This is a genomic window from Pseudomonas extremorientalis, from assembly GCF_024584605.1.
GTDB classification, from domain to species: Bacteria; Pseudomonadota; Gammaproteobacteria; order Pseudomonadales; family Pseudomonadaceae; genus Aquipseudomonas; species Aquipseudomonas extremorientalis.
The window spans coordinates 1,503,696-1,525,650 of the sequence record NZ_CP089519.1 but is presented as its reverse complement, the minus strand read 5'-3'; the positions used below and the strand labels follow the sequence as shown (position 1 = coordinate 1,525,650).

At 59.6% G+C, this 21,955-nt stretch carries 18 protein-coding genes; all 18 read right to left on the bottom strand.

The genetic code is table 11. The annotated features are described in order from the left end of the window. Window positions 1–5 precede the first annotated feature (5 nt). Window positions 6–1,637, bottom strand: a complete 1,632-nt coding sequence (pyrG, locus tag LUU92_RS06670) for a CTP synthase (RefSeq protein ID WP_071488807.1) — start codon at window positions 1,635–1,637, stop codon at window positions 6–8. A gap of 273 nt (window positions 1,638–1,910) precedes the next feature. Further along, window positions 1,911–3,230: a tRNA lysidine(34) synthetase TilS gene (tilS, locus tag LUU92_RS06665; protein WP_257103329.1), complete on the bottom strand. Its 1,320-nt coding sequence runs from the start codon at window positions 3,228–3,230 to the stop codon at window positions 1,911–1,913. 161 nt (window positions 3,231–3,391) lie between these two features. Further along, window positions 3,392–4,339 carry an acetyl-CoA carboxylase carboxyltransferase subunit alpha gene (locus tag LUU92_RS06660; RefSeq protein WP_058425278.1) on the bottom strand — a complete coding sequence of 316 codons (948 nt, stop codon included), beginning with the start codon at window positions 4,337–4,339 and terminating at the stop codon, window positions 3,392–3,394. 129 nt (window positions 4,340–4,468) lie between these two features. Next, window positions 4,469–7,990, bottom strand: coding sequence for a DNA polymerase III subunit alpha (gene dnaE / locus LUU92_RS06655; protein ID WP_257103328.1), 3,522 nt, complete (start codon window positions 7,988–7,990; stop codon window positions 4,469–4,471). Between the two features lie 72 nt (window positions 7,991–8,062). Continuing rightward, a complete protein-coding gene (gene rnhB, locus LUU92_RS06650) occupies window positions 8,063–8,695 on the bottom strand; it encodes a ribonuclease HII (protein ID WP_071488804.1) in 633 nt (210 codons plus the stop codon). Further along, window positions 8,692–9,831, bottom strand: a complete 1,140-nt coding sequence (lpxB, locus tag LUU92_RS06645; RefSeq protein ID WP_071488803.1) for a lipid-A-disaccharide synthase — start codon at window positions 9,829–9,831, stop codon at window positions 8,692–8,694. Before lpxB ends, rnhB begins: the two co-directional genes overlap by 4 nt. A gap of 2 nt (window positions 9,832–9,833) precedes the next feature. After that, window positions 9,834–10,610 carry an acyl-ACP--UDP-N-acetylglucosamine O-acyltransferase gene (gene lpxA, locus LUU92_RS06640; protein WP_071488802.1) on the bottom strand — a complete coding sequence of 259 codons (777 nt, stop codon included), beginning with the start codon at window positions 10,608–10,610 and terminating at the stop codon, window positions 9,834–9,836. Continuing rightward, window positions 10,607–11,047, bottom strand: a complete 441-nt coding sequence (gene fabZ, locus LUU92_RS06635) for a 3-hydroxyacyl-ACP dehydratase FabZ (RefSeq protein WP_003172281.1) — start codon at window positions 11,045–11,047, stop codon at window positions 10,607–10,609. The genes lpxA and fabZ overlap by 4 nt, the downstream gene beginning before the upstream one ends. 111 nt (window positions 11,048–11,158) lie before the next feature. Further along, complete coding sequence (lpxD, locus tag LUU92_RS06630; RefSeq protein ID WP_071488801.1) at window positions 11,159–12,214, bottom strand: UDP-3-O-(3-hydroxymyristoyl)glucosamine N-acyltransferase; 1,056 nt, start codon at window positions 12,212–12,214, stop codon at window positions 11,159–11,161. Between the two features lie 3 nt (window positions 12,215–12,217). Next, window positions 12,218–12,721 (bottom strand): OmpH/Skp family outer membrane protein, encoded by a 504-nt coding sequence (locus LUU92_RS06625; RefSeq protein WP_003172279.1) that lies wholly within the window; start codon window positions 12,719–12,721, stop codon window positions 12,218–12,220. 45 nt (window positions 12,722–12,766) lie between these two features. Beyond that, window positions 12,767–15,154, bottom strand: a complete 2,388-nt coding sequence (bamA, locus tag LUU92_RS06620; RefSeq protein WP_058425283.1) for an outer membrane protein assembly factor BamA — start codon at window positions 15,152–15,154, stop codon at window positions 12,767–12,769. Between the two features lie 74 nt (window positions 15,155–15,228). Then, window positions 15,229–16,581, bottom strand: a complete 1,353-nt coding sequence (gene rseP / locus LUU92_RS06615; RefSeq protein ID WP_092241168.1) for a sigma E protease regulator RseP — start codon at window positions 16,579–16,581, stop codon at window positions 15,229–15,231. A gap of 53 nt (window positions 16,582–16,634) precedes the next feature. After that, window positions 16,635–17,825 carry a 1-deoxy-D-xylulose-5-phosphate reductoisomerase gene (ispC, locus tag LUU92_RS06610; RefSeq protein ID WP_257103327.1) on the bottom strand — a complete coding sequence of 397 codons (1,191 nt, stop codon included), beginning with the start codon at window positions 17,823–17,825 and terminating at the stop codon, window positions 16,635–16,637. Beyond that, a complete protein-coding gene (locus LUU92_RS06605; protein WP_222541106.1) occupies window positions 17,822–18,628 on the bottom strand; it encodes a phosphatidate cytidylyltransferase in 807 nt (268 codons plus the stop codon). The genes ispC and LUU92_RS06605 overlap by 4 nt, the downstream gene beginning before the upstream one ends. Next, window positions 18,629–19,384: a polyprenyl diphosphate synthase gene (gene uppS / locus LUU92_RS06600; RefSeq protein ID WP_016974405.1), complete on the bottom strand. Its 756-nt coding sequence runs from the start codon at window positions 19,382–19,384 to the stop codon at window positions 18,629–18,631. A 17-nt stretch (window positions 19,385–19,401) separates the two neighbouring features. Next, window positions 19,402–19,959 (bottom strand): ribosome recycling factor, encoded by a 558-nt coding sequence (gene frr / locus LUU92_RS06595; RefSeq protein ID WP_012722596.1) that lies wholly within the window; start codon window positions 19,957–19,959, stop codon window positions 19,402–19,404. Then, a complete protein-coding gene (pyrH, locus tag LUU92_RS06590; protein ID WP_003189161.1) occupies window positions 19,956–20,699 on the bottom strand; it encodes a UMP kinase in 744 nt (247 codons plus the stop codon). Before pyrH ends, frr begins: the two co-directional genes overlap by 4 nt. A 212-nt stretch (window positions 20,700–20,911) precedes the next feature. Next, window positions 20,912–21,775 carry a translation elongation factor Ts gene (tsf, locus tag LUU92_RS06585; RefSeq protein ID WP_058425287.1) on the bottom strand — a complete coding sequence of 288 codons (864 nt, stop codon included), beginning with the start codon at window positions 21,773–21,775 and terminating at the stop codon, window positions 20,912–20,914. Window positions 21,776–21,955 lie beyond the last annotated feature (180 nt).

The following is a 21,955-nucleotide window of genomic DNA, read 5'->3' as shown; positions in this document are numbered from 1 at the left end:
CAGGGTTACGCCTTCTTCTGGTGTTGCGTCAGGGCTGCCTTGACGAAACCGCTGAACAACGGGTGACCGTCGCGCGGCGTCGAGGTGAACTCAGGGTGGAACTGGCACGCCACGAACCACGGATGATCCGGCGCCTCGACCACTTCAACCAGCGCGCCGTCACCGGAGCGACCGGAGATCTTCAGGCCGGCCTCTTTGATCTGCGGCAGCAGGTTGTTGTTCACTTCGTAGCGGTGACGGTGACGCTCGACAATCACGTCCTTGCCGTAGCAGTCGTGAACCAGCGAGCCCGGCTCCAGCAGGCAGTCCTGCGCGCCAAGGCGCATGGTGCCGCCCAGGTCGGAGGCTTCGGTGCGGACTTCGACGGCGCCGGTGGCATCTTCCCACTCGGTGATCAGGCCCACGACCGGGTGACCGCTCTTACTGTCGAACTCGGTGGAGTTGGCGTCTTTCCAGCCCAGCACGTTACGGGCGAATTCGATGACAGCCACTTGCATGCCCAGGCAGATCCCCAGGTACGGCACCTTGTTTTCACGAGCGTACTGAACCGCGGTGATCTTGCCTTCCACGCCACGCAGGCCGAAACCGCCTGGCACGAGGATCGCGTCGACACCTTCGAGCAGCGCGGTGCCCTGGTTCTCGATGTCTTCGGAGTCGATGTAGCGCAGGTTGACCTTGGTACGGTTGCTGATACCCGCGTGGCTCATCGCTTCGATCAGCGACTTGTACGCGTCCAGCAGCTCCATGTACTTGCCGACCATGGCGATGGTGACTTCGTGCTCAGGGTTGAGCTTGGCGTCGACCACGGCTTCCCACTCGGACAGGTCCGCGCCGTTGCATTGCAGGCCGAAGCGCTCGACCACAAAATCGTCCAGGCCTTGGGAGTGCAGGATGCCCGGGATCTTGTAGATGGTGTCGGCGTCTTCCAGCGCGATCACCGCACGTTCTTCAACGTTGGTGAATTGCGCGATCTTGCGACGCGAGGAAATGTCGATCGGGTGATCGGAGCGGCACACCAGCACGTCCGGCTGCAGGCCGATGGAACGCAGTTCCTTGACCGAGTGCTGGGTAGGCTTGGTTTTGGTCTCGCCGGCGGTGGCGATGTACGGCACCAGGGTCAGGTGCATCAGCATCGCGCGCTTGGCGCCGACTTCGAAACGCAACTGGCGGATGGCTTCGAGGAACGGTTGGGACTCGATGTCACCCACGGTGCCACCGATCTCGACCATCGCCACGTCGGCATCGCCGGCACCCTTGATGATGCGGCGCTTGATTTCGTCGGTGATGTGCGGGATCACCTGGATGGTTGCACCCAGGTAGTCACCACGGCGCTCCTTGCGCAGCACGTGCTCGTAGACACGGCCGGTGGTGAAGTTGTTGTTCTGGGTCATGGTCGTGCGGATGAACCGCTCGTAGTGGCCCAGGTCCAGGTCGGTTTCGGCGCCGTCGTGGGTGACGAACACTTCACCGTGCTGGAACGGGCTCATGGTGCCCGGGTCAACGTTGATGTAGGGGTCCAGCTTGAGCATGGTGACCTTAAGTCCCCGCGCCTCCAGGATGGCCGCCAATGAAGCGGAGGCAATGCCTTTCCCCAATGAAGAAACAACACCGCCCGTGACGAATATGTAGCGCGTCATGAAAAACCCTAGAAGTCTGCGTTAAAGCGGTCCGAGCCGCCGGGGAAAGCGAAGGAAGGCCGAAGCCCCCGATCACCTGCATTAATCACAGTGCACCTTTCAAAAAAACCGCCGCGTGGTGACAGACCAGCAATGAAACACCGGTACGTTGATCGCTACACATTTTTTGGAATCGCCCAGCAAAGACTGCTTGGTAATCGGCAACTGCTGCGATTCAGTCGAATCCACAGAAGTTGTATCAAGAAGGGAGCGTAGTCTACCGGAAAGGCGCTATCAGCTCAAACCTTGATCGCAGGTCTGTGGCATCCAATGTAATTGCCAGTCATCACTTGCCGCCGGCCACAGTCCCGCAAGGCTGGGTGCACCCAGCAATTGCTGGCCGCGATACAGCAGCGGCAATCTGCCACGGACGAAACCCGGCAGGCCACTTTCGTTAAGCAGGCGCTTCAAATCACGCCGGCCTCGACCGGGTACGTCGAGGATTTCGCCGCCCTGGCGGTAGCGGACCTCCAGCGGGCCTGCGGGCACGCTGCCCGTGAACGTCAACTGACCATTGCCGGGTAACTCTAGTGGGTTTTGTGGATCGGACCAGCTCAGCGATGCGTCGGAAAATTCTGATCCTGCGCGGGGCAGCCACCAGATGCGCTCGCCACCGCGATGCAACTCACCGTCGGCCAGGCGCCATAAAGGTTGTGCGTCACCCCTGGCATCGCGCAGGGAATACCAGCCTGCCCAGTGGTCACTGTCGGGCAGGCGCGTCAGCGGCGTCAGCCAATGACGCAGGGCGTTGCGCTGACGGACGTCGGAAAGCTCACGCAGCGGCGCAAGAGCCAAGGACGGCAAATTCAGCCAGGGAAAAGGGGAAGGTTGATCGGCGGCCTGCAGGTCCATCTGCGCCAGCTCATCGAGCAGGCCCTGGGCTTCACTCAGGTGTTCGGCGGTGCGCGCCAGGCTTGAGAAGGCCTGAGGCCAGCGTTCCGTCAGTGCAGGAAGCACGCGGTGACGCAGGTAATTACGGGAGAAACGCAAATCTGCGTTGGAAGGGTCTTCGATCCATTTGAGCTGATACTGGCGTGCGTAGGCTTCCAACTCGTCCCTGGAGACACGCAACAATGGCCTTACCAGGTAGCCACTTGCCAATCGGCGCTGCACGGGCATCGCTGCCAACCCGCGCACCCCAGCCCCACGCAGCAGGCGGAACAACAGTGTTTCTGCCTGGTCTTCACGATGCTGGCCGGTGAGCATCACCTGCCCCGCCCCGATCACCTCGGTAAATGCCTGGTAGCGCGCGTCACGGGCGGCACGCTCGAGGCTGGCGCCCGGTTGTACCTGCACGCCCATCACGCGCAAAGGCACGCCCAGGCTGTCACAGATCGACTGGCAATGAGCCGGCCACGCGTCGGCGGCAGCCTGCAGGCCATGGTGGACATGGACAGCGCTGAGGGGTGGCAGGGTTTCGGTTTTCGCCAGGTTGGCCAGGAGGTGCAGCAGGACGGTGGAATCAAGGCCACCGGAGAGTGCGATGTGCCAGGCCGGGGCGTTGCGCCAAGGCGCTAGGATTTGCACGAGTTTGGCGGGCAGAGCCGGTTTCATGACAAGTTACCGCCTCTGGTCTGGAATACGCTCACCAAGCATACACAACGCAAATGTGGGAGGGGGCTTGCCCCCGATAGCGGTGGGCCAGTCCTGGATACATTGACTGACACTCAGCAATCGGGGCAAGCCCCCTCCCACATTTGGGTATTGCGTGGGTCTTAGAGACCGTAGCTCATCAGGCGCTCGTAACGACGAGCCAGCAGCGCTTCGTTATCCAGCTTCTTGAGCATCGCCAGTTGCGAACCCAGTTCAGCACGGATGGTCGCAGCAGCAGCAGCCGGGTCACGGTGAGCGCCGCCCAATGGCTCGGCGATCACTTTGTCCACGATCCCAAGGCCTTTGAGGCGATCGGCGGTGATGCCCATGGCTTCGGCAGCGTCCGGTGCCTTTTCGGCGGTTTTCCATAGGATCGAGGCGCAACCTTCCGGCGAGATCACCGCGTAGGTCGAGTATTGCAGCATGTTCAACTGGTCGCAGACGCCGATGGCCAGTGCACCGCCGGAACCGCCTTCACCAATCACGGTGGCAATGATCGGGGTTTTCAGGCGGGCCATGACGCGCAGGTTCCAGGCGATAGCCTCGCTCTGGTTACGCTCTTCGGCGTCGATCCCCGGATAAGCGCCCGGGGTGTCGATGAAGGTCAGGATCGGCATCTTGAAGCGCTCGGCCATTTCCATCAGGCGGCACGCCTTGCGGTAGCCCTCTGGACGCGGCATGCCAAAGTTGCGACGGACCTTCTCGCGCACTTCACGGCCTTTCTGGTGACCGATCACCATCACCGGCTGGTCGTCCAGGCGAGCGATACCGCCGACGATGGCCGCGTCGTCGGAGAAGTGGCGGTCGCCATGCAGCTCGTCGAACTCGGTGAAGATGTGCTGAATGTAGTCCAGGGTGTACGGGCGGCGCGGGTGGCGAGCCAGGCGCGCAATCTGCCAGCTGGTCAGCTTGCCGAAGATGTCTTCGGTGAGCGTTTTGCTCTTGTCTTGCAGGCGGGAGATCTCATCGCCGATATTCAGCGAATTGTCATTGCCGACCAGGCGCAGCTCTTCGATCTTGGCTTGCAGGTCAGCGATCGGCTGTTCGAAATCAAGAAAATTCGGGTTCATAAGCGTCCGTCTTGGGTCGACGGCCAGGGCATGCCTGGCCAGCCGGTTGTCTATTCGCGCCCTACCTTAAGGGAGAGGCGCGTTTAGGTCGAGATTAAATGTTTAGCCGAGGTCAGACATATCTGACCATCAACGGTATTGGAGGAAGACGTTGTCTCGCCCGAACTGGTCACGCAAAGCTTGAATCAAGCCATCAGCGGGATCGATTCGCCAGGTCTCGCCAAACTGCAACATGGCCTTGGCGTCATTGCCGGTGTACTCCATGGTCACCGGGCACGCGCCACGGTGGCGTTTGAGCAGGTCGCCCAACCAGCGTAGCTGATCGCCCTTGAGCGCTTCGGTTTTCACCTTCAAGCGCAGGCTCTCGGCCAGATTGGTGCGCGCATCTTCCATGCTCATCACCCGCTTGATCCGCAGGCGCAGGCCGCCGGAGAAGTCATCGTTGCTGACCTCCCCTTCGACGACCACCATGGCGTCGGTCTGCAACAACGACTGGGCGGAGTGGAACGCGTCGGCAAACAGCGACGCTTCGATGCGGCCCGAGCGGTCATCGAGGGTGATAAACCCCATCTTGTCGCCCTTCTTGTTCTTCATCACCCGCAGGGCAATGATCATGCCGGCGACGGTCTGGGTGTCCCGCGCCGGTTTCAGGTCGATGATGCGCTGACGGGCGAAGCGACGGATTTCACCTTCGTATTCGTCAATCGGATGGCCGGTCAGGTACAAGCCCAGGGTATCTTTCTCACCCTTGAGGCGTTCCTTGAGGGTCAGTTCCTTGGCCTTGCGATGGTTACCGTAGACATCCGCATCGTCTTCGACGAACAACCCGCCAAACAGGTCGGCATGGCCGCTGTCATGGGTACGTGCAGTCTGTTCGGCCGCCTTGATCGCTTCTTCCATGGCGGCGAGCAGCACGGCACGGTTACAGTCGATATTGGCCTGGTAGGCCTTCGGCTCGTCATGGAAATACGGGCCGAGACGGTCGAGCGCGCCGCTGCGGATCAGGCCATCGAGGGTTCGTTTGTTGATGCGCTTGAGGTCCACCCGTGCGCAGAAGTCGAACAGGTCCTTGAACGGACCGTCCTGGCGCGCTTCGGTAATGGCTTCCACCGGGCCTTCACCGACGCCTTTGATCGCGCCCAGGCCATAGATGATGCGGCCTTCGTCGTTTACCGTGAACTTGAACTCCGAGGCGTTCACATCCGGCGCATCAAGGCGCAGCTTCATGGTGCGCACTTCCTCGATCAAGGTCACGACCTTGTCGGTGTTGTGCATATCCGCCGAAAGTACCGCAGCCATGAACGGCGCCGGGTAGTGGGCTTTCAGCCAGGCAGTCTGGTACGACACCAGGCCGTAGGCGGCGGAGTGGGATTTGTTGAAGCCGTAACCGGCGAATTTCTCCACCAGGTCGAAGATGTTACCCGCGAGGTCGGCGTCGATATTGTTGGTCGCGCAACCTTCAATGAAACCACCGCGCTGCTTGGCCATTTCCTCGGGTTTTTTCTTACCCATGGCTCGACGCAGCATGTCCGCGCCACCCAGGGTGTAACCGGCCATCACCTGGGCAATCTGCATCACCTGTTCCTGATACAGGATGATGCCGTAGGTCGGTGCCAATACCGGCTTGAGGCCTTCGTACTGGTAGTCCGAGTGCGGGTAGGCCAGCTCGGCGCGCCCGTGTTTACGGTTGATAAAGTCGTCCACCATGCCCGATTGCAGCGGGCCCGGACGGAACAGGGCCACCAGTGCGATCAAGTCTTCCAGGCAGTCGGGCTTGAGCTTTTTGATCAGCTCTTTCATGCCACGCGATTCAAGCTGGAACACCGCCGTGGTTTCGGCTTTTTGCAGCAGGGTGTAGGTCGGCTTGTCGTCCAGCGGGATGAAAGCGATGTCCAGCGGTTCTTCGCCCACCTTGGCGCGGTCGCGGTTGATGGTCTTGAGCGCCCAGTCGATGATGGTCAGGGTCCGCAGGCCGAGGAAGTCGAACTTCACCAGGCCGGCCGCCTCCACGTCATCCTTGTCGAACTGGGTGACCAGGCCGTCGCCTTCTTCATCGCAATAGATCGGCGAAAAGTCAGTCAACTTTGTCGGCGCGATGACCACGCCACCCGCGTGCTTACCGACGTTACGCACCACGCCTTCAAGCTTGCGGGCCATCTCCCAGATCTCGGCCGCTTCTTCATCGACCTTGATGAAGTCGCGCAGGATTTCTTCCTGCTCGTAGGCCTTTTCCAGGGTCATGCCGACTTCGAACGGGATCATCTTCGACAGGCGATCCGCCAGGCCGTACGACTTGCCCTGCACCCGGGCCACGTCACGGATTACCGCTTTGGCCGCCATGGAACCGAAGGTGATGATCTGGCTTACCGCGTTGCGGCCGTATTTCTCGGCCACATACTCGATCACGCGGTCACGGCCATCCATGCAGAAGTCGACGTCGAAGTCGGGCATGGAAACCCGTTCCGGGTTCAGGAAACGTTCGAACAGCAGGTCATATTCCAACGGATCGAGGTCGGTGATCTTTTGCACATAGGCCACCAGCGAACCGGCACCTGACCCCCGGCCCGGACCAACCGGCACGCCGTTGTTCTTGGCCCACTGGATAAAGTCCATCACGATCAGGAAGTAACCGGGGAATCCCATCTGGATGATGATATCCAGCTCGAAATTCAGCCGGTCCACATAAACCTGGCGCTTGGCCTCGTAATCTTCGGTGGTGTCCCTGGGCAGCAGAACGGCCAGCCGCTCTTCCAGCCCGTCGAACGAGACTTTGCGGAAGTACTCGTCGATGGTCATGCCATCCGGAATCGGGAAGTTGGGCAGGAAGTGCTTGCCCAGCTTGACCTCGATATTGCAGCGCTTGGCAATCTCGACGGAGTTTTCCAGGGCCTCGGGCAGGTCGCTGAACAGCTCGGCCATTTCCTCAGCGCTTTTGAGGTACTGCTCTTCGCTGTAGTTCTTCGAACGACGCGGGTCATCCAGGGCCCGGCCTTCACCGATGCACACGCGGGTTTCGTGGGCTTCGAAGTCTTCCTTCTTGATGAAGCGCACGTCGTTGGTCGCCACCAGTGGCGCGCCCAGCTTGTCGGCCAGGGCCACGGCAGCGTGCAGGTGCTCTTCATCGTTGGGGCGGTTGGTCCGCTGGACTTCCAGGTAAAAACGGTCTGGGAAGACCTGCATCCATTCCCTGGCCAGCACTTCGGCTTCTTGGGGGTTGCCGCCCAGCAGCGCGATACCGATTTCGCCCTCTTTGGCGGCCGACAGCATGATCAGGCCTTCGCTGGCCTCGGCGACCCATTCGCGCTCGATGATGATCGAGCCATTGCGCTGGCCGTCAATGAAACCACGGGAAATCAGTTCAGTGAGGTTGCGGTAACCCACGCCGTTCATCGCCAGCAGGCTGATGCGGCTCAGGGGGTTATCCGGGTCTTTGTTGGACAGCCACAGGTCGGCGCCGCAGATCGGCTTGATGCCGGCGCCCATGGCGTTCTTGTAGAACTTGACCAGGGAACACATGTTGTTCTGATCGGTGACCGCCACCGCAGGCATGTTCATGCCCACCAGGGTTTTGACCAGCGGTTTGATCCGTACCAGGCCGTCGACCAGGGAGTATTCAGTGTGCAGGCGTAGGTGAACGAATGAAGCCGGCATAGTGATCTCTTATACGTGGAAACAACAAGGCCCGGATTGTACCGGGCCTTGGCAAAAACATCAGCCTCGCGACTACACCTCGCTGAGACTCTCCCGCGCCTCGCAAGCCTGGCGCACCGGGGCGAACGAGCGGCGATGGATCGGTGTCGGGCCAAGACGTGCAAGGGCTTCCAGATGAACGGGCGTCGGGTAGCCTTTATGACCGCCGATGCCATAGCCGGGATAGATCAGTTCGAAAGCCGCCATTTCACGATCACGACTGACCTTTGCCAGGATGGAGGCCGCCGCGATCGCCGGCACCTTGCTATCGCCCTTCACCACCGCTTCCGATGGCATGGCCAGTCTGGGGCAGCGGTTGCCATCGATCATCGCCAGTTTGGGCGTAATGTGCAGGCCCTCCACTGCACGCTGCATGGCGAGCATGGTGGCGTGGAGGATGTTCAGTTCGTCGATTTCCTCAACTTCGGCCCGGGCGATGTGCCAGCTCAGGGCTTTCTCGCAAATCTCGTCGTAGAGCTTTTCACGGCGCGCTTCGGTGAGTTTTTTCGAGTCGTTGAGGCCGAGGATCGGACGGTTCGGATCAAGAATCACCGCAGCCGTGACGACCGCACCGCACAAAGGTCCGCGCCCGACCTCGTCCACACCGGCTACCAGTTCGTGGGCTTGGGCAACCAGGCTGAAATCCAGGCCCATTTGCGTACTCATAACGCCTCCTGCTTCTGGCCGATCAGAGTCAACACGGCGTCTGCCGCCTGGTTCGAGGCGTCACGGCGCAGTATGCGATGGATGTCGTCGAAACCACGGGTCTGTTCTTCGCCACCCTCGATCAAGGGGAGCAAGGTTTGCGCGAGCGCCTCAGGCGTTGCATCGTCCTGCAACAACTCCGGCACCAACAAGCGCTGGGCCAGCAGGTTGGGCAGGGAGATGTAAGGACTTTTGACCATGCGCTTGAGAATCCAGAACGTCAGCGGCGCCAGGCGGTAGGCCACGACCATCGGACGCTTGTACAGCAAGGCCTCCAGCGTGGCCGTCCCCGAAGCGATCAACACCGCATCGCAGGCCGCCAGGGCCAGGTGCGATTGACCATCGAGCAGGGTCAACGGCAGGTTGCGCCCTTCCAGCAATGTCTCGATCTGCGCACGCCGTTGCGGGCTGGCGCAGGGCAACACGAAACGTACGCCCGGCTTCAAGACCTGCAGACGCTCTGCGGCGTCGAAAAATACCGAGGCCAGGCGGCCGACTTCGCCGCCACGGCTGCCCGGCATCAGCGCAACCAATGGGCCGTCGGGCAAGCCCAACTCGGCACGCGCGGCCGCGCGATCCGCCTGCAAGGGAATAGTGTCGGCCAGGGTGTGCCCGACAAACCGCACCGGCACGCCCTTTTCTTCATAGAACCGCGCTTCGAACGGCAGCAAGGTCAGCATCAGGTCGCAGCCTTCGCGGATCTTGAGCACGCGCTTCTGCCGCCATGCCCAGACGGACGGGCTGACATAGTGCACTGTCTTGATGCCGGCCTGGCGCAACTTGAGTTCGATATTGAGGGTGAAGTCCGGCGCGTCGATTCCGATAAAGACGTCCGGCTTTTCTTCGATCAGGGTCTGGATCAGCAGCTTGCGGCGGGCCAGCAGCTCGCGCAGGCGGCCCAGCACCTCGACCAGCCCCATGACAGACAAACGCTCCATGGGGAAGTAGGACGTAAGCCCCTCAGCCTGCATCAGCGGGCCGCCGACGCCGATGAACTCTACCGCTGGATGCTGGGCCTTGAGGGCCCGCATAAGACCTGCGCCCAGAATGTCGCCGGAAGCTTCCCCGGCCACCAGCGCGATACGCAGATTAGCCATGATCAGCGGGTGATGCCGCGAGTCGACGCCTGGATCGAGTCACGGAACACCGCGACTTCCGGGAACAACGCTGCCGGCTCGGTCAGTTGGGTCAACGCCTGGTCCACCGTGAGCCCCTGGCGGTAAACCACCTTGTAGGCGCGGCGCAGGGCGTGGATGGCTTCTTCGCTGAAACCTCGACGACGCATGCCTTCGAAGTTCATGCTACGGGCTTCGGCGGGGTTACCGAATACCGTGACGAATGCCGGAACATCCTTGCCAATGGCGGTACCCATGCCGGAAAAGCTGTGAGCACCGATATGGCAGTACTGATGCACCAGGGTGAAACCGGACAGGATTGCCCAATCGTCAACATGCACATGGCCGGCCAACGCGGTGTTGTTGACCAGGATGCAATGGTTGCCGATCACGCTGTCGTGGCCGATATGGGCGTAGGCCATGACCAGGTTGTGGTCACCCAGCGTGGTCTCGGCCCGATCCTGCACGGTGCCACGGTGAATGGTCACGCCTTCACGGATGATGTTGTGATCACCGATTACCAGGCGGGTCTCTTCACCCTTGTACTTCATGTCCGGGGTGTCTTCGCCTACCGAGGAGAACTGGTAGATGCGATTGTACTTGCCAATGCGGGTCGGACCTTTGAGGATCACGTGCGGCCCGATGACAGTCCCCTCGCCGATTTCCACACCTGCGCCGATGATCGACCAGGGGCCGACCTCAACGTCGGCGGCCAGAACGGCCGACGGATCGATGATTGCGCGAGGGTCAATCAAACTCATAGTTTGCGTTCCGCACAGATGATCTCGGCAGAGCACACCGGCTTGCCATCCACCGAGGCCTGGCATTCGAACTTCCAGATCTGGCGCTTGCAGCTGATGAACTTGGCTTCCAGGATCAACTGGTCACCCGGGGTAACCGGATTGCGGAAACGCAACTTGTCGGAGCCCACGAAATAGTAAAGCGTGCCATCGGCAGGCTTGAGGTCGAGCATTTTGAAACCAAGGATACCGGCAGCCTGGGCCATCGCCTCGATGATCAACACACCCGGCATGATCGGATGCGCAGGAAAGTGACCATTGAAGAACGGTTCGTTGATGCTGACATTCTTGTAGGCACGAATGCGCTTTTCCTCGACATTGAGGTCCACTACGCGATCCACCAACAGGAACGGGTAACGGTGAGGCAGGTATTCGCGAATCTCGTTGATGTCCATCATTTCGGGGGGAAGCCTGTAATAAAGATTGGGGGCGGGCGAACTAAAAGCACGCCCCGCTAGCAAATCAAGGAGGCAGTCTAGCGGCTGTGCACACTTGATATGGAAATGGTATCAGCCTTCTGATGAAGCATTACCGCCAGGGGTCACGTCCCCAACACGCTTTTCCAGCTGTTTGAGACGTCGAGCCATGTCGTCGAGCTGCCTCAACCGTGCTGCACTCTTGCGCCATTCAGCCGCAGGCTGCATGGCGGTACCGGAAGAATAAGCACCCGGTTCGGTAATCGAGTGGGTGACCATGGTCATGCCGGTGATGAAGACGTTGTCGCAAATATCGATGTGCCCCACCAGCCCGACGCCACCGGCCAGCATGCAATGCTTGCCGATCCGGGTGCTGCCGGAGATACCCACGCATGCTGCCATGGCGGTGTGATCGCCAATCTGCACGTTGTGGGCGATCTGGATCTGGTTGTCGAGCTTTACGCCGTTGCCGATCACGGTATCGGCCAGGGCCCCGCGATCAACAGCTGTGTTCACGCCAATTTCCACGTCATCGCCGATCAGTACGCCGCCGACCTGGGCAATCTTGTTCCAGATGCCCTTGGAATTGGCAAAGCCAAAGCCTTCACCACCGATCACGGCACCTGACTGGATGACCACACGCTCACCGATACGCACGTCGTGGTACAGGGTTACGCGGGGTGCCAGCCAACCGCCTGCGCCGATTTCGCAGCGCGCACCGATAAAACAATGGGCGCCAATGGTCACGCCCGCCGCAATGCGTGCACCGCTCTCGATCACCGCAAAAGCACCGACGCTGGCAGCAGGGTCAACCTGGGCATCATCGGCGATCACCGCAGACGGGTGAATACCGCTGGCGGCCTTGGGTTTCGGATCGAACAGGTGCGACACCCGCGCATACGCCAGGTAAGGGTCGCCTACCACCAGCGCATCCCCGGCAAACCCTTCGGCATCAGCCGCCTTCAGCAACACGGCTGCGGCTTGGCTGTCGACCAGGTATTTACGGTATTGGGGGTTTGCGAGGAAGCTCAACTGAGCTGGGCCAGCCTCCTGCAAGGTGGCTAGCCCAGTGATTTCCTTCTCCGGGGAGCCACGCAAGGTGGCTCCCAGGAACTCGGCCAACTCGCCGAGCTTGATAGTCGCGGTCATGGCTTACTTCAGCTGGTTCATGCGCTCGATCACCTGACGGGTGATGTCGTATTGAGGCTTGACGTCGATCACAGCGCCACGCTCGAACACCAGATCAAAGGCACCTTTCTTGATGACTTCTTCCACAGCGCTGTCGAGTTTCGGCTTCAGCTGTTTCAGCATTTCACGGTCAGCAACAGCCTTGGCTTCGTTCAGCTCCTTGGACTGGAACTGGTAGTCACGGGCCTTTTGCTTGAATTCAAGCTCCAGACGCTCGCGCTCGCCTTGCTGCATCTTGTCACCACCGGCTACCAGACGATCCTGGATGCCCTTGGCGCTGCTTTCCAGGGTCTTGAGCTTGGTCAGTTGCGGACCGAATTTTTTCTCGGCATCCACGGCGTATTTCTTGGCCGCATCGGATTCCAGCAGGGCCATCTGATAGTTCAGGACGGCGATTTTCATTTCGGCGAAGGCCGGGGTGGTTACCAGCACGGTTGCCAGCAGGACCAATTGAGTCAACTTGCGCACGATGTACTCCTACAGAATCCGTTGTCGTTATCTTGGGTCAGACGCTTAGAACGTCTGGCCGAGGGAGAATTGGAAAATCTGGGTTTCAGCGTTATCCGGTTTCTTGATCGGCATGGCCAGAGCAAAGCTCAATGGGCCAAGCGCAGTCACCCAGGTCACACCCACGCCCACGGAGCTTGCCAGATTACTCAGGCTCACGTCGTTACACTGGGTGTTGGACTTCACGCCGCTCGGGTTACGGATCTGCTCGCACTTGGAGTCGAACACGTTACCCACATCCCAGAATACCGAAGTACGCAGGGAGCGCTGATCTTTCACGAACGGCAGCGGGAACAGGATTTCCGCACCACCCTGGATCAGGACGTTACCACCGAAAGGCAGTGGGTCGTTGTCGGAGTCTGCTACGGTGCCTTGGTTACCGGTTACACCAACACCACGGCTCGGCGTACCACGCGGGCCCAGGGTGCTGTCTTTGAAACCACGTACGGAGTTGAAGCCACCCGCATAGTAGTTCTCGTAGAACGGTAGACCATTGGTGGAGCCATAACCATCGCCATAACCCAGCTCAGTGTGCAGGCGCATGGTGTAGTTGTCGCTCAACGGCTGGAACAGCTGGCCGCGGTAGTCGAGCTTGAAGAACGACAGGTCGCTGCCCGGCGTGGTGGTTTCCAGGGTCAGGCTCTGGGAATGACCACGGGTCGCCAGTACACCTTTGTTCAGGGTCGACTCGGACCAGCCGGCGGACGCCTTGAAGTTCAGGAACTTGTCACCTTCACGACGGGTGAAGTCGAAGATTTCGTCCACGGTGTACACACCGGTCTTGATTTCATCCTGCTGCGCAGTCAAGCCGAACGTCAGGCGCGAGGTCTCGCTGATCGGGTAACCAACGTTCACGCCAGCACCAAGACTATCGATTGCATAGCTGGCTACATCAACGTCGAGATCTTTGTAGTCAGTGGTGCGATAGAAGGCGTTGTAGCCCAGGCTCACACCGTCAGCAGTCCAGTAGGGGTCGGTATAACCGAAGTTATATCGGCTCTGGTATTCGCTTCGGGTCAGGCCGATGGAAACTCGGTTACCGGTACCCAGGAAGTTGTTCTGAGTGATCGAACCACCGAGGATCAGGCCGGCGCTCTGTGCGAAGCCAACACTGGCGGTGATGGAGCCCGATGCCTGTTCTTCTACGGCGTAGTTCACGTCAACCTGGTCATCCACACCCGGTACGGCCGGGGTTTCGACGTTGACTTCCTTGAAGAAGCCCAGACGCTCAAGACGGGTCTTGGACTGGTCGATCAGGTAAGTCGACGCCCAGCCACCTTCCATCTGACGCATTTCACGACGCAGCACTTCGTCCGCAGACTTGGTGTTGCCACGGAAATTGATACGGTTTACGTAGGCGCGCTTGCCTGGATCGACCACGAAGGTGATGTCCACGGTGTGGTCATCATCATGGGGCGTCGGCACGCCGTTGACGTTGGCGAAGGTGTAGCCTTCGTTGCCCAGGCGACGGGTGATCAGTTCGGACGTGGTGGTCATCAGCTTGCGCGAGAACACTTGGTCTTTCTGCACCAGCAACAGCGCCTTGACCTGGTCTTCAGGCACCTTCAGGTCGCCGCTCAGCTTGACGTCGCGAACCTTGTACTTCTCGCCTTCGTTGACGTTGACGGTGATGTAGACGTGCTTCTTGTCCGGGGTGATGGACACCTGGGTCGAAGCGATGTCCATATTGATGTAGCCACGGTCCAGGTAGTAGGAGCGCAGGCGCTCCAGGTCACCAGACAGTTTTTCGCGGGCATACTTGTCATCGTTCTTGAAGAACGACAGCCAGTTGGTGGTCTTGAGTTCGAACAGGTCGATCAGGTCGTCATCAGAGAACTTGGTATTGCCAACCACGTTGATGTGCTGGATCGCCGCCACAGTGCCTTCGTTGATGTTGACCTTGAGGCCGACACGGTTACGCGGCTGCGGCACCACTTCCGTTTCCACGGTCGCGGAGTAGCGGCCCTGCGCAACGTACTGGCGTTGCAGCTCGTTACGCACACCTTCGAGGGTGGCGCGCTGGAAGATCTCGCCTTCGGCCAGGCCGGATTGCTTCAGACCCTTCATCAGGTCTTCAGTCGAGATCGCCTTGTTGCCTTCGATCTCGATACTGGCGACGGAAGGTCGCTCGACCACGGTGATGACCAGGACGTTGCCTTCGCGACCCAGTTGGATGTCTTGAAAGAAACCGGTTTTGAACAGCGCACGAGTGGATTCCACCAGGCGACGGTCATCAGCCTGTTCCCCAACGTTCAACGGCAAGGCACCAAAGACGCTACCCGCGGAAACCCGCTGGAGGCCGTTGACGCGAATATCGGAGATGGTGAAGGACTCGGCGTGAACTTCGGCGATCATCAATACGGTGAGAACCGCAGTTAGCAGCAGACGTTTCATGAAGTCCTTTCTTATTCCAACTGGCAATAAACAAACTGCCGCAAAATGCGGCAGATTCGCAATTCAGCGAAGCGTTACAGTCGACCCAGATCGTTGACCAGGGCTAACAACATCACCCCGACCACCAAACTGATACCGATCTGTATCCCCCAACCCTGCACCCGATCCGACAAGGGGCGACCACGCACCCACTCGACCAGATAAAACAACAGATGCCCCCCATCCAATACTGGAATGGGCAGCAAATTCAGAACCCCCAGGCTAATACTCAGATAAGCCAGGAAATTCAGGAAATCCGCGACACCCGACTGGGCAGAAGCGCCCGCCACTTTAGCAATGGTTATCGGTCCACTCAAGTTTTTTACCGAGAGCTCGCCGAACAACATTTTCTTGAGGGATTCCAGGGTCAGCACACTCATGGTCCAGGTACGTTTCGCACCCTCGCCAATTGCCGCCAACGGCCCGAAACTCACCTCACGCACCATCGATGGCGGCCAATCGACACCTTTGACTCCAGCACCCAGGTAACCCCCGGCCGCCTTGGCTTCCCCGCGAACCGACAAGGTCACAGGGACGTCGATTTGAGCACCGTCGCGCTCAACTTTCAGCACAATTTTGGTATCAGGACGTACACGAACCAGATCGACCACCTGCTGCCAGTCACCCAGTGGCTGACCATCGAGGGCCAACAGGCGATCGCCGGTTTTCAGGCCAGCAGCCTGGGCCGGACCTTTCGGATCCAGCTCGGCAAGCACCGGCGGCAAAGCCGGACGCCATGGACGTATGCCCAGGGATTTGATCGGATCAGGCTCATCTGCGCCCTTGAGCCAGTGGTCGAGAGCCAGTTCACGCGGGCTTTCGGTGGTGGAGCCCTGCTCGCGCACCACTACATTCACAGTCCCGCTTTCGCCCAGGCGACGCACCAACTGCAAATTGACTGCGCCCCAACCCGTGGTGGGTTCGCCATCAATAGAAACAATTTCCTGCCCAGCGACCAGCCCGGCCTTGGCGGCGATGCTGTCCGATTCAACCGCACCGATCACCGGACGCACCTGTTGGCTGCCCAGCATGGCCAACACCCAGAAGAACACCATCGCCAACAGGAAGTTGGCGATCGGACCCGCAGCAACAATGGCGATACGCTGACGAACGGTCTTGCGATTGAAGGATTGATCCAACTGATCTGCAGGCACTTCGCCTTCGCGCTCATCGAGCATCTTGACGTAGCCACCCAATGGGATGGCCGCAATCACAAACTCGGTGCCACGACGGTCATGCCAGCGCAGCAGCGGCATGCCGAAGCCGACGGAAAAGCGCAATACCTTGACGCCGCAACGACGCGCCACCCAGAAGTGGCCGAATTCGTGGAAGGTGACCAGCACGCCCAGAGCAACCAGGGTGCCGACAATCATGTAAAGCGCACTCATCTAATTTCTCCGCATTCCAATCCAGTGCCTGAAGGCTCGAACCCGCCCACAGGCTAACGCGCGTTGCGGCTCAACCATTGCCCTGCCAGGGCTCGAGCCTTGGTATCGGCTTCGAATACCGCCGCCAGGTCATTCACCGCCACGACAGGCTCGAGCGCCAGGACGTCCTCGATGATACTCGCGATCTGCGGAAAGCGGATGCGCCGTTCGAGAAACGCCGCCACAGCCACTTCGTTGGCCGCATTCAGCATTGCTGGCGCGCTGTTCCCCACCTCGGCCGCTTGCCGGGCCAGGCGCAGGCAAGGAAAGCGCTGCTCGTCCGGCGCTTCAAAGTCCAGGCGGGCCACTGCAAACAGATCCAGCGGGGCGACACCGGAATCAATCCGCTCCGGCCAGGCCAAGGCATTGGCAATCGGCGTGCGCATATCGGGGTTACCCAACTGCGCAAGTACCGAACCGTCGACGTAATCGACCAGGGAATGAATAACACTTTGCGGATGAATCACCACTTCGACCTGATCCGGCCGCGCATCGAACAGCCAGCACGCCTCGATCAGTTCCAGCCCCTTGTTCATCATGCTCGCCGAATCCACCGAGATCTTACGCCCCATGGACCAGTTCGGATGAGCACACGCCTGGTCGGGCGAAACATGCTCAAGCTCGGTCAGCGGAGTTTGCCGGAACGGACCACCGGAGGCGGTCAGCAGAATCCGACGCACGCCAACCTGACCCAAACCACGCGCATAGTCGCCAGGCATGCATTGGAAGATCGCGTTGTGCTCGCTGTCGAGCGGCAGCAGCACGGCGCCGCTTTTACGCACTGCTTGCATGAAGAGCGCGCCAGACATGACCAGCGCTTCTTTGTTGGCCAGCAGGATCTTCTTGCCCGCATCTACAGCGGCGAGGGTTGGACGCAGGCCGGCGGCACCGACGATAGCGGCGACTACCGTATCTACCTCAGCGTCAGCAGAGACCTGGCACAACCCCTCCTCGCCCAGCAGCACTCGAGTCGCCAACCCGGCCGCCCGCAGATCATCCTGCAAGCCACGCGCCGCTCCTGCCTCAGGGACTACCACGAAGCGCGGTGCGTGGCGCACACACAAAGCCAACAGCTCGCTCAGACGACTGAACCCAGTCAGGGCAAAGACCTGATAGCGATCAGGATGACGCGCAATCACATCCAGGGTGCTCAGCCCCACCGAGCCGGTTGCACCCAGCACGGTCACTTGTTGAAGGCGGCTCACGAAGCAGTCATCCATAGCAGCACAGCGAAGATCGGAATAGCCGCCGTCAGGCTGTCGATACGGTCCAATACACCACCGTGCCCGGGCAGCAGGTTACTGCTGTCCTTGATGCCAGCCTGACGCTTGAACATGCTTTCGGTGAGGTCACCCACCACAGAAACAAACACGACAATGGCTGTGGCCAGCAGCGCCAGGAAGATTTCCTTCACCGTCCAGCCACGCACGACACCGACCACCAGCGCAATCACCAGTGTCAACGCCAAACCACCATAGACGCCCTCCCAGCTCTTGCCCGGGCTGACCGCCGGCGCCAACTTGCGCTTGCCGAAGGCCCGACCGGAGAAGTAGGCACCGATATCAGCCCCCCATACCAGCACCATGACTGCCAGGATCAACCAGTTACCCATTGGATAACGCTTGATCTCCACCAGCCCTTGCCAAGCCGGCAAGAGGATCAGCAAACCAATCACCAGCTTGCAGGCAACACTGGACCATTGGCCGCTGGTGCGCGGATAGGTCAGCACCAGGAACGTCGCCAGCGCCCACCACAGCACCGCCGCCCCCAACACCCAGGGCGCGAGATCCGGCAGGATGTACAAGAGGAACGCCAACGCGGCCACGACGGCGGCATACACCACGCGCGGCAACTGCGCGCTGAACCCGGCCAGGCGCGCCCATTCCCAGGCGCCCAGGGTGACGACCAGGCCAATGAACAGCGCAAAGCCGGAACCCTCGAGCAGGAAAAACCCGCACAAGGCGATCGGCAACAGGATCAGTGCAGTGATGATTCGTTGTTTAAGCATTTAAACCCGGGCTCCAGCTTCGATCTGCTCGCTCGTTTTACCGAAGCGACGCTGACGGGAAGCGAAATCGGCCAGTGCATTACGCATGGCATCGTGTTTGAAGTCCGGCCAGAACAGGTCGGAGAAGTACAGCTCGGTATAGGCCAGCTGCCACAGCAGGAAATTACTGATGCGGTGCTCACCACCGGTCCGGATGCACAGGTCCGGCAACGGCAGATCACCGGTCACCAGGCAGGTTTGCAACAGTTCGGGCGTGATGTCGTCGGGCCGCAGGTGCCCGGCCTGCACTTCGCGAGCCAGCCGCTGCGCTGCCTGGGCGATATCCCACTGGCCGCCGTAGTTGGCTGCAATCTGTAGCACAAAACGGTTGGCACCAGCGGTGATTGCCTCAGCCTCGCGCATGGCAGCCTGAAGTTCCGGGTGGAAGCGCGAGCGGTCGCCAATGATGCGCAGGCTGATGTTGTTGTCGTTAAGGCGCTTGGCCTCACGACGCAAGGCCTTGAAGAACAGATCCATCAAGGCACTGACTTCTTCGGCGGGCCGCTGCCAGTTCTCACTGGAGAACGCAAACAGGGTCAACACTTCGACCTTGGCCTCGGCACACACCTCGATCACAGCCCTTACCGCATCGACACCGGCTTTATGCCCGGCGACACCCGGCATAAAGCGCTTCTTCGCCCAGCGATTATTCCCATCCATGATGATCGCGACATGGCGCGGCACCACGGAGGGTACAGTCTGCTTGGTCTTTTCCATGAAGGCGTCCTGACCCCTTATACGGCCATCAGGTCCTTTTCTTTTTCTTCCGTGGCCTTGGTGATCTGGGCCTCGGCATCCTTGGTCAACTTGTCGATATCGGCGGTGGCACGACGCTCTTCGTCTTCGCTGATTTCCTTGTCCTTGACCAACTTCTTCAGGTCACCCAAGGCATCACGACGGATATTACGTACGGCAACACGCGCGTCTTCTGCAGCGCTGCGAGCCTGCTTGGTGAAGCCCTTACGGGTCTCTTCAGTCAGGGCCGGCATGGAGATCAGCAGCAACTCACCCAGGTTGGTCGGGTTGAGGTTCAAACCGGCGCTCTGGATGGCCTTGTCGACAGCACCCAGCATGTTGCGCTCAAACGCTACGACTTGCAGGGTGCGCGAGTCTTTAACGGTAATGTTGGCGACGCTGCTGATAGGGGTATCGGAGCCGTAGTAAGGCACCATCACGCTGCCCAGGATGCTTGGGTGTGCCTTGCCGGTACGAATCTGGCCGAATGCATGGCTCAGAGACTCCAGGGATTTCTGCATACGCGCTTGGGCGTCTTTCTTGATTTCGTTGATCATTGTTGGCCTTCCTCGATCAGAGTCCCTTCTGCGCCGCCGTGTACGATATTCAGCAGGGCGCCGGGCTTGTTCATATTAAATACGCGCAGTGGCATCTTGTGGTCGCGGCACAGACAGATAGCCGTCAGATCCATTACGCCCAGCTTGCGATCCAGCACTTCATCGTAGGTCAGATGATCGAACTTCTCGGCATGCGGGTCTTTGAATGGATCTGCGGTGTACACGCCGTCTACCTTGGTCGCCTTGAGCACCACGTCCGCATCGATCTCGATGGCGCGCAGGCAGGCTGCCGAATCGGTGGTAAAGAACGGGTTACCCGTGCCGGCGGCGAAGATCACCACTTCCTTGGAATTCAGGTGGCGCATGGCTTTGCGGCGGTCATAGTGATCGGTTACGCCGACCATGGAAATAGCCGACATCACGATAGCCGAGATATTGGCGCGCTCCAAGGCGTCACGCATGGCCAGGGCATTCATCACAGTGGCCAGCATGCCCATATGGTCGCCGGTAACCCGGTCCATGCCAGCAGCACTCAGGGCCGCGCCACGGAACAGGTTGCCACCACCGATCACCAGGCCGACCTGTACGCCGATACCGACCAGTTGGCCGACTTCCAGCGCCATGCGGTCGAGCACCTTGGGATCGATCCCGAACTCTTCCGAGCCCATCAGGGCCTCGCCGCTAAGCTTGAGTAGAATGCGTTTATAGCGAGCCTGATAACCACTGCCCTGCTGAGCCATTGCGAATCTCTCCTGCGGCGTATTTTTTAAAAATTCTTGGCGAGCCGTTTTACGGCTTGCGTTCACTCTAGCTGGACGCTGTAACAGCGCCATCGGAACACGGCTTTGTAAGCCAGTTCCGGAGGGATGCCAATTAAAATCGGCCCTCCCATTTGAAAAGAGGCTGCGCGCGTGAGCGGGCAGCCTCTTTCGGGCGACAGTTGAAAGCTGTCTTATTGCTTGGCGGCAGCCAGCTGGGCAGCAACTTCTTCAGCGAAGTTGTCGACCGGCTTCTCGATGCCTTCGCCTACTTTGTAGTAAGTGAAGGAAACGATTTCAGCACCGGCTTTCTTGGCCAGTTCGCCAACCTTGATTTCAGGGTTCTTGACGAACGCCTGCTCAACCAGGCTCGCTTCAGCCAGGAACTTGCTGATACGGCCTTTGATCATGTTTTCCACGATGTTTTCTGGCTTGCCGGCGATCTTGTCGGCGTTCAGGCTCAGGAACACCGCTTTTTCACGCTCGATCGCTTCGGCAGACACTTCCGAAGGCAGCAGGAACTCAGGGTTGCTGGCAGCAACGTGCATAGCAATGTCTTTGGCCAGCTCAACGTCGCCGCCTTTCAGAACAACAGCTACACCGATTTTGTTGCCGTGCAGGTAACCACCGACGACATCACCTTCAACGCGAGTCAGGCGACGGATGTTGACGTTTTCGCCAACTTTGCCGACCAGTACCAGGCGATCCGCTTCTTGAGCTTCGATCAGAGGCTCAACGGTGGTCAGCTTCTCATCGAATGCCTTCTTGACGCTGGCAGCAACGAATGCCTTGAAGTCGTCTTGCAGGGCCAGGAAGTCGGTCTGCGAGTTCACTTCCAGCAGAACGGCGGCTTTACCGTCTTCAACCAGGGCGATAGCGCCTTCAGCAGCGACGTTGCCGGCTTTCTTGGCGGCCTTGATGGCGCCGGAAGCGCGCATGTCGTCGATGGCTTTTTCGATGTCGCCGCCAGCCTTGGTCAAGGCCTTTTTGCAATCCATCATGCCTTCGCCGGTACGCTCACGCAGTTCTTTAACCAACGCTGCAGTAATCTCTGCCATTTCAAAATCCTCTTGGATAGGTTTTCAACCATTCCACCCGATCAGACGGGCGATCAATTCTTCCCGAATCTCCCTTGTAGGCCGCTGCACGTTACAGATGATGTAGCCGCGCTGCCGACAAATGGTTTTCGAGGTGGCAAAAAGGGGGCCAAGCCCCCTTTTTGCTTACTGAGTCAACGC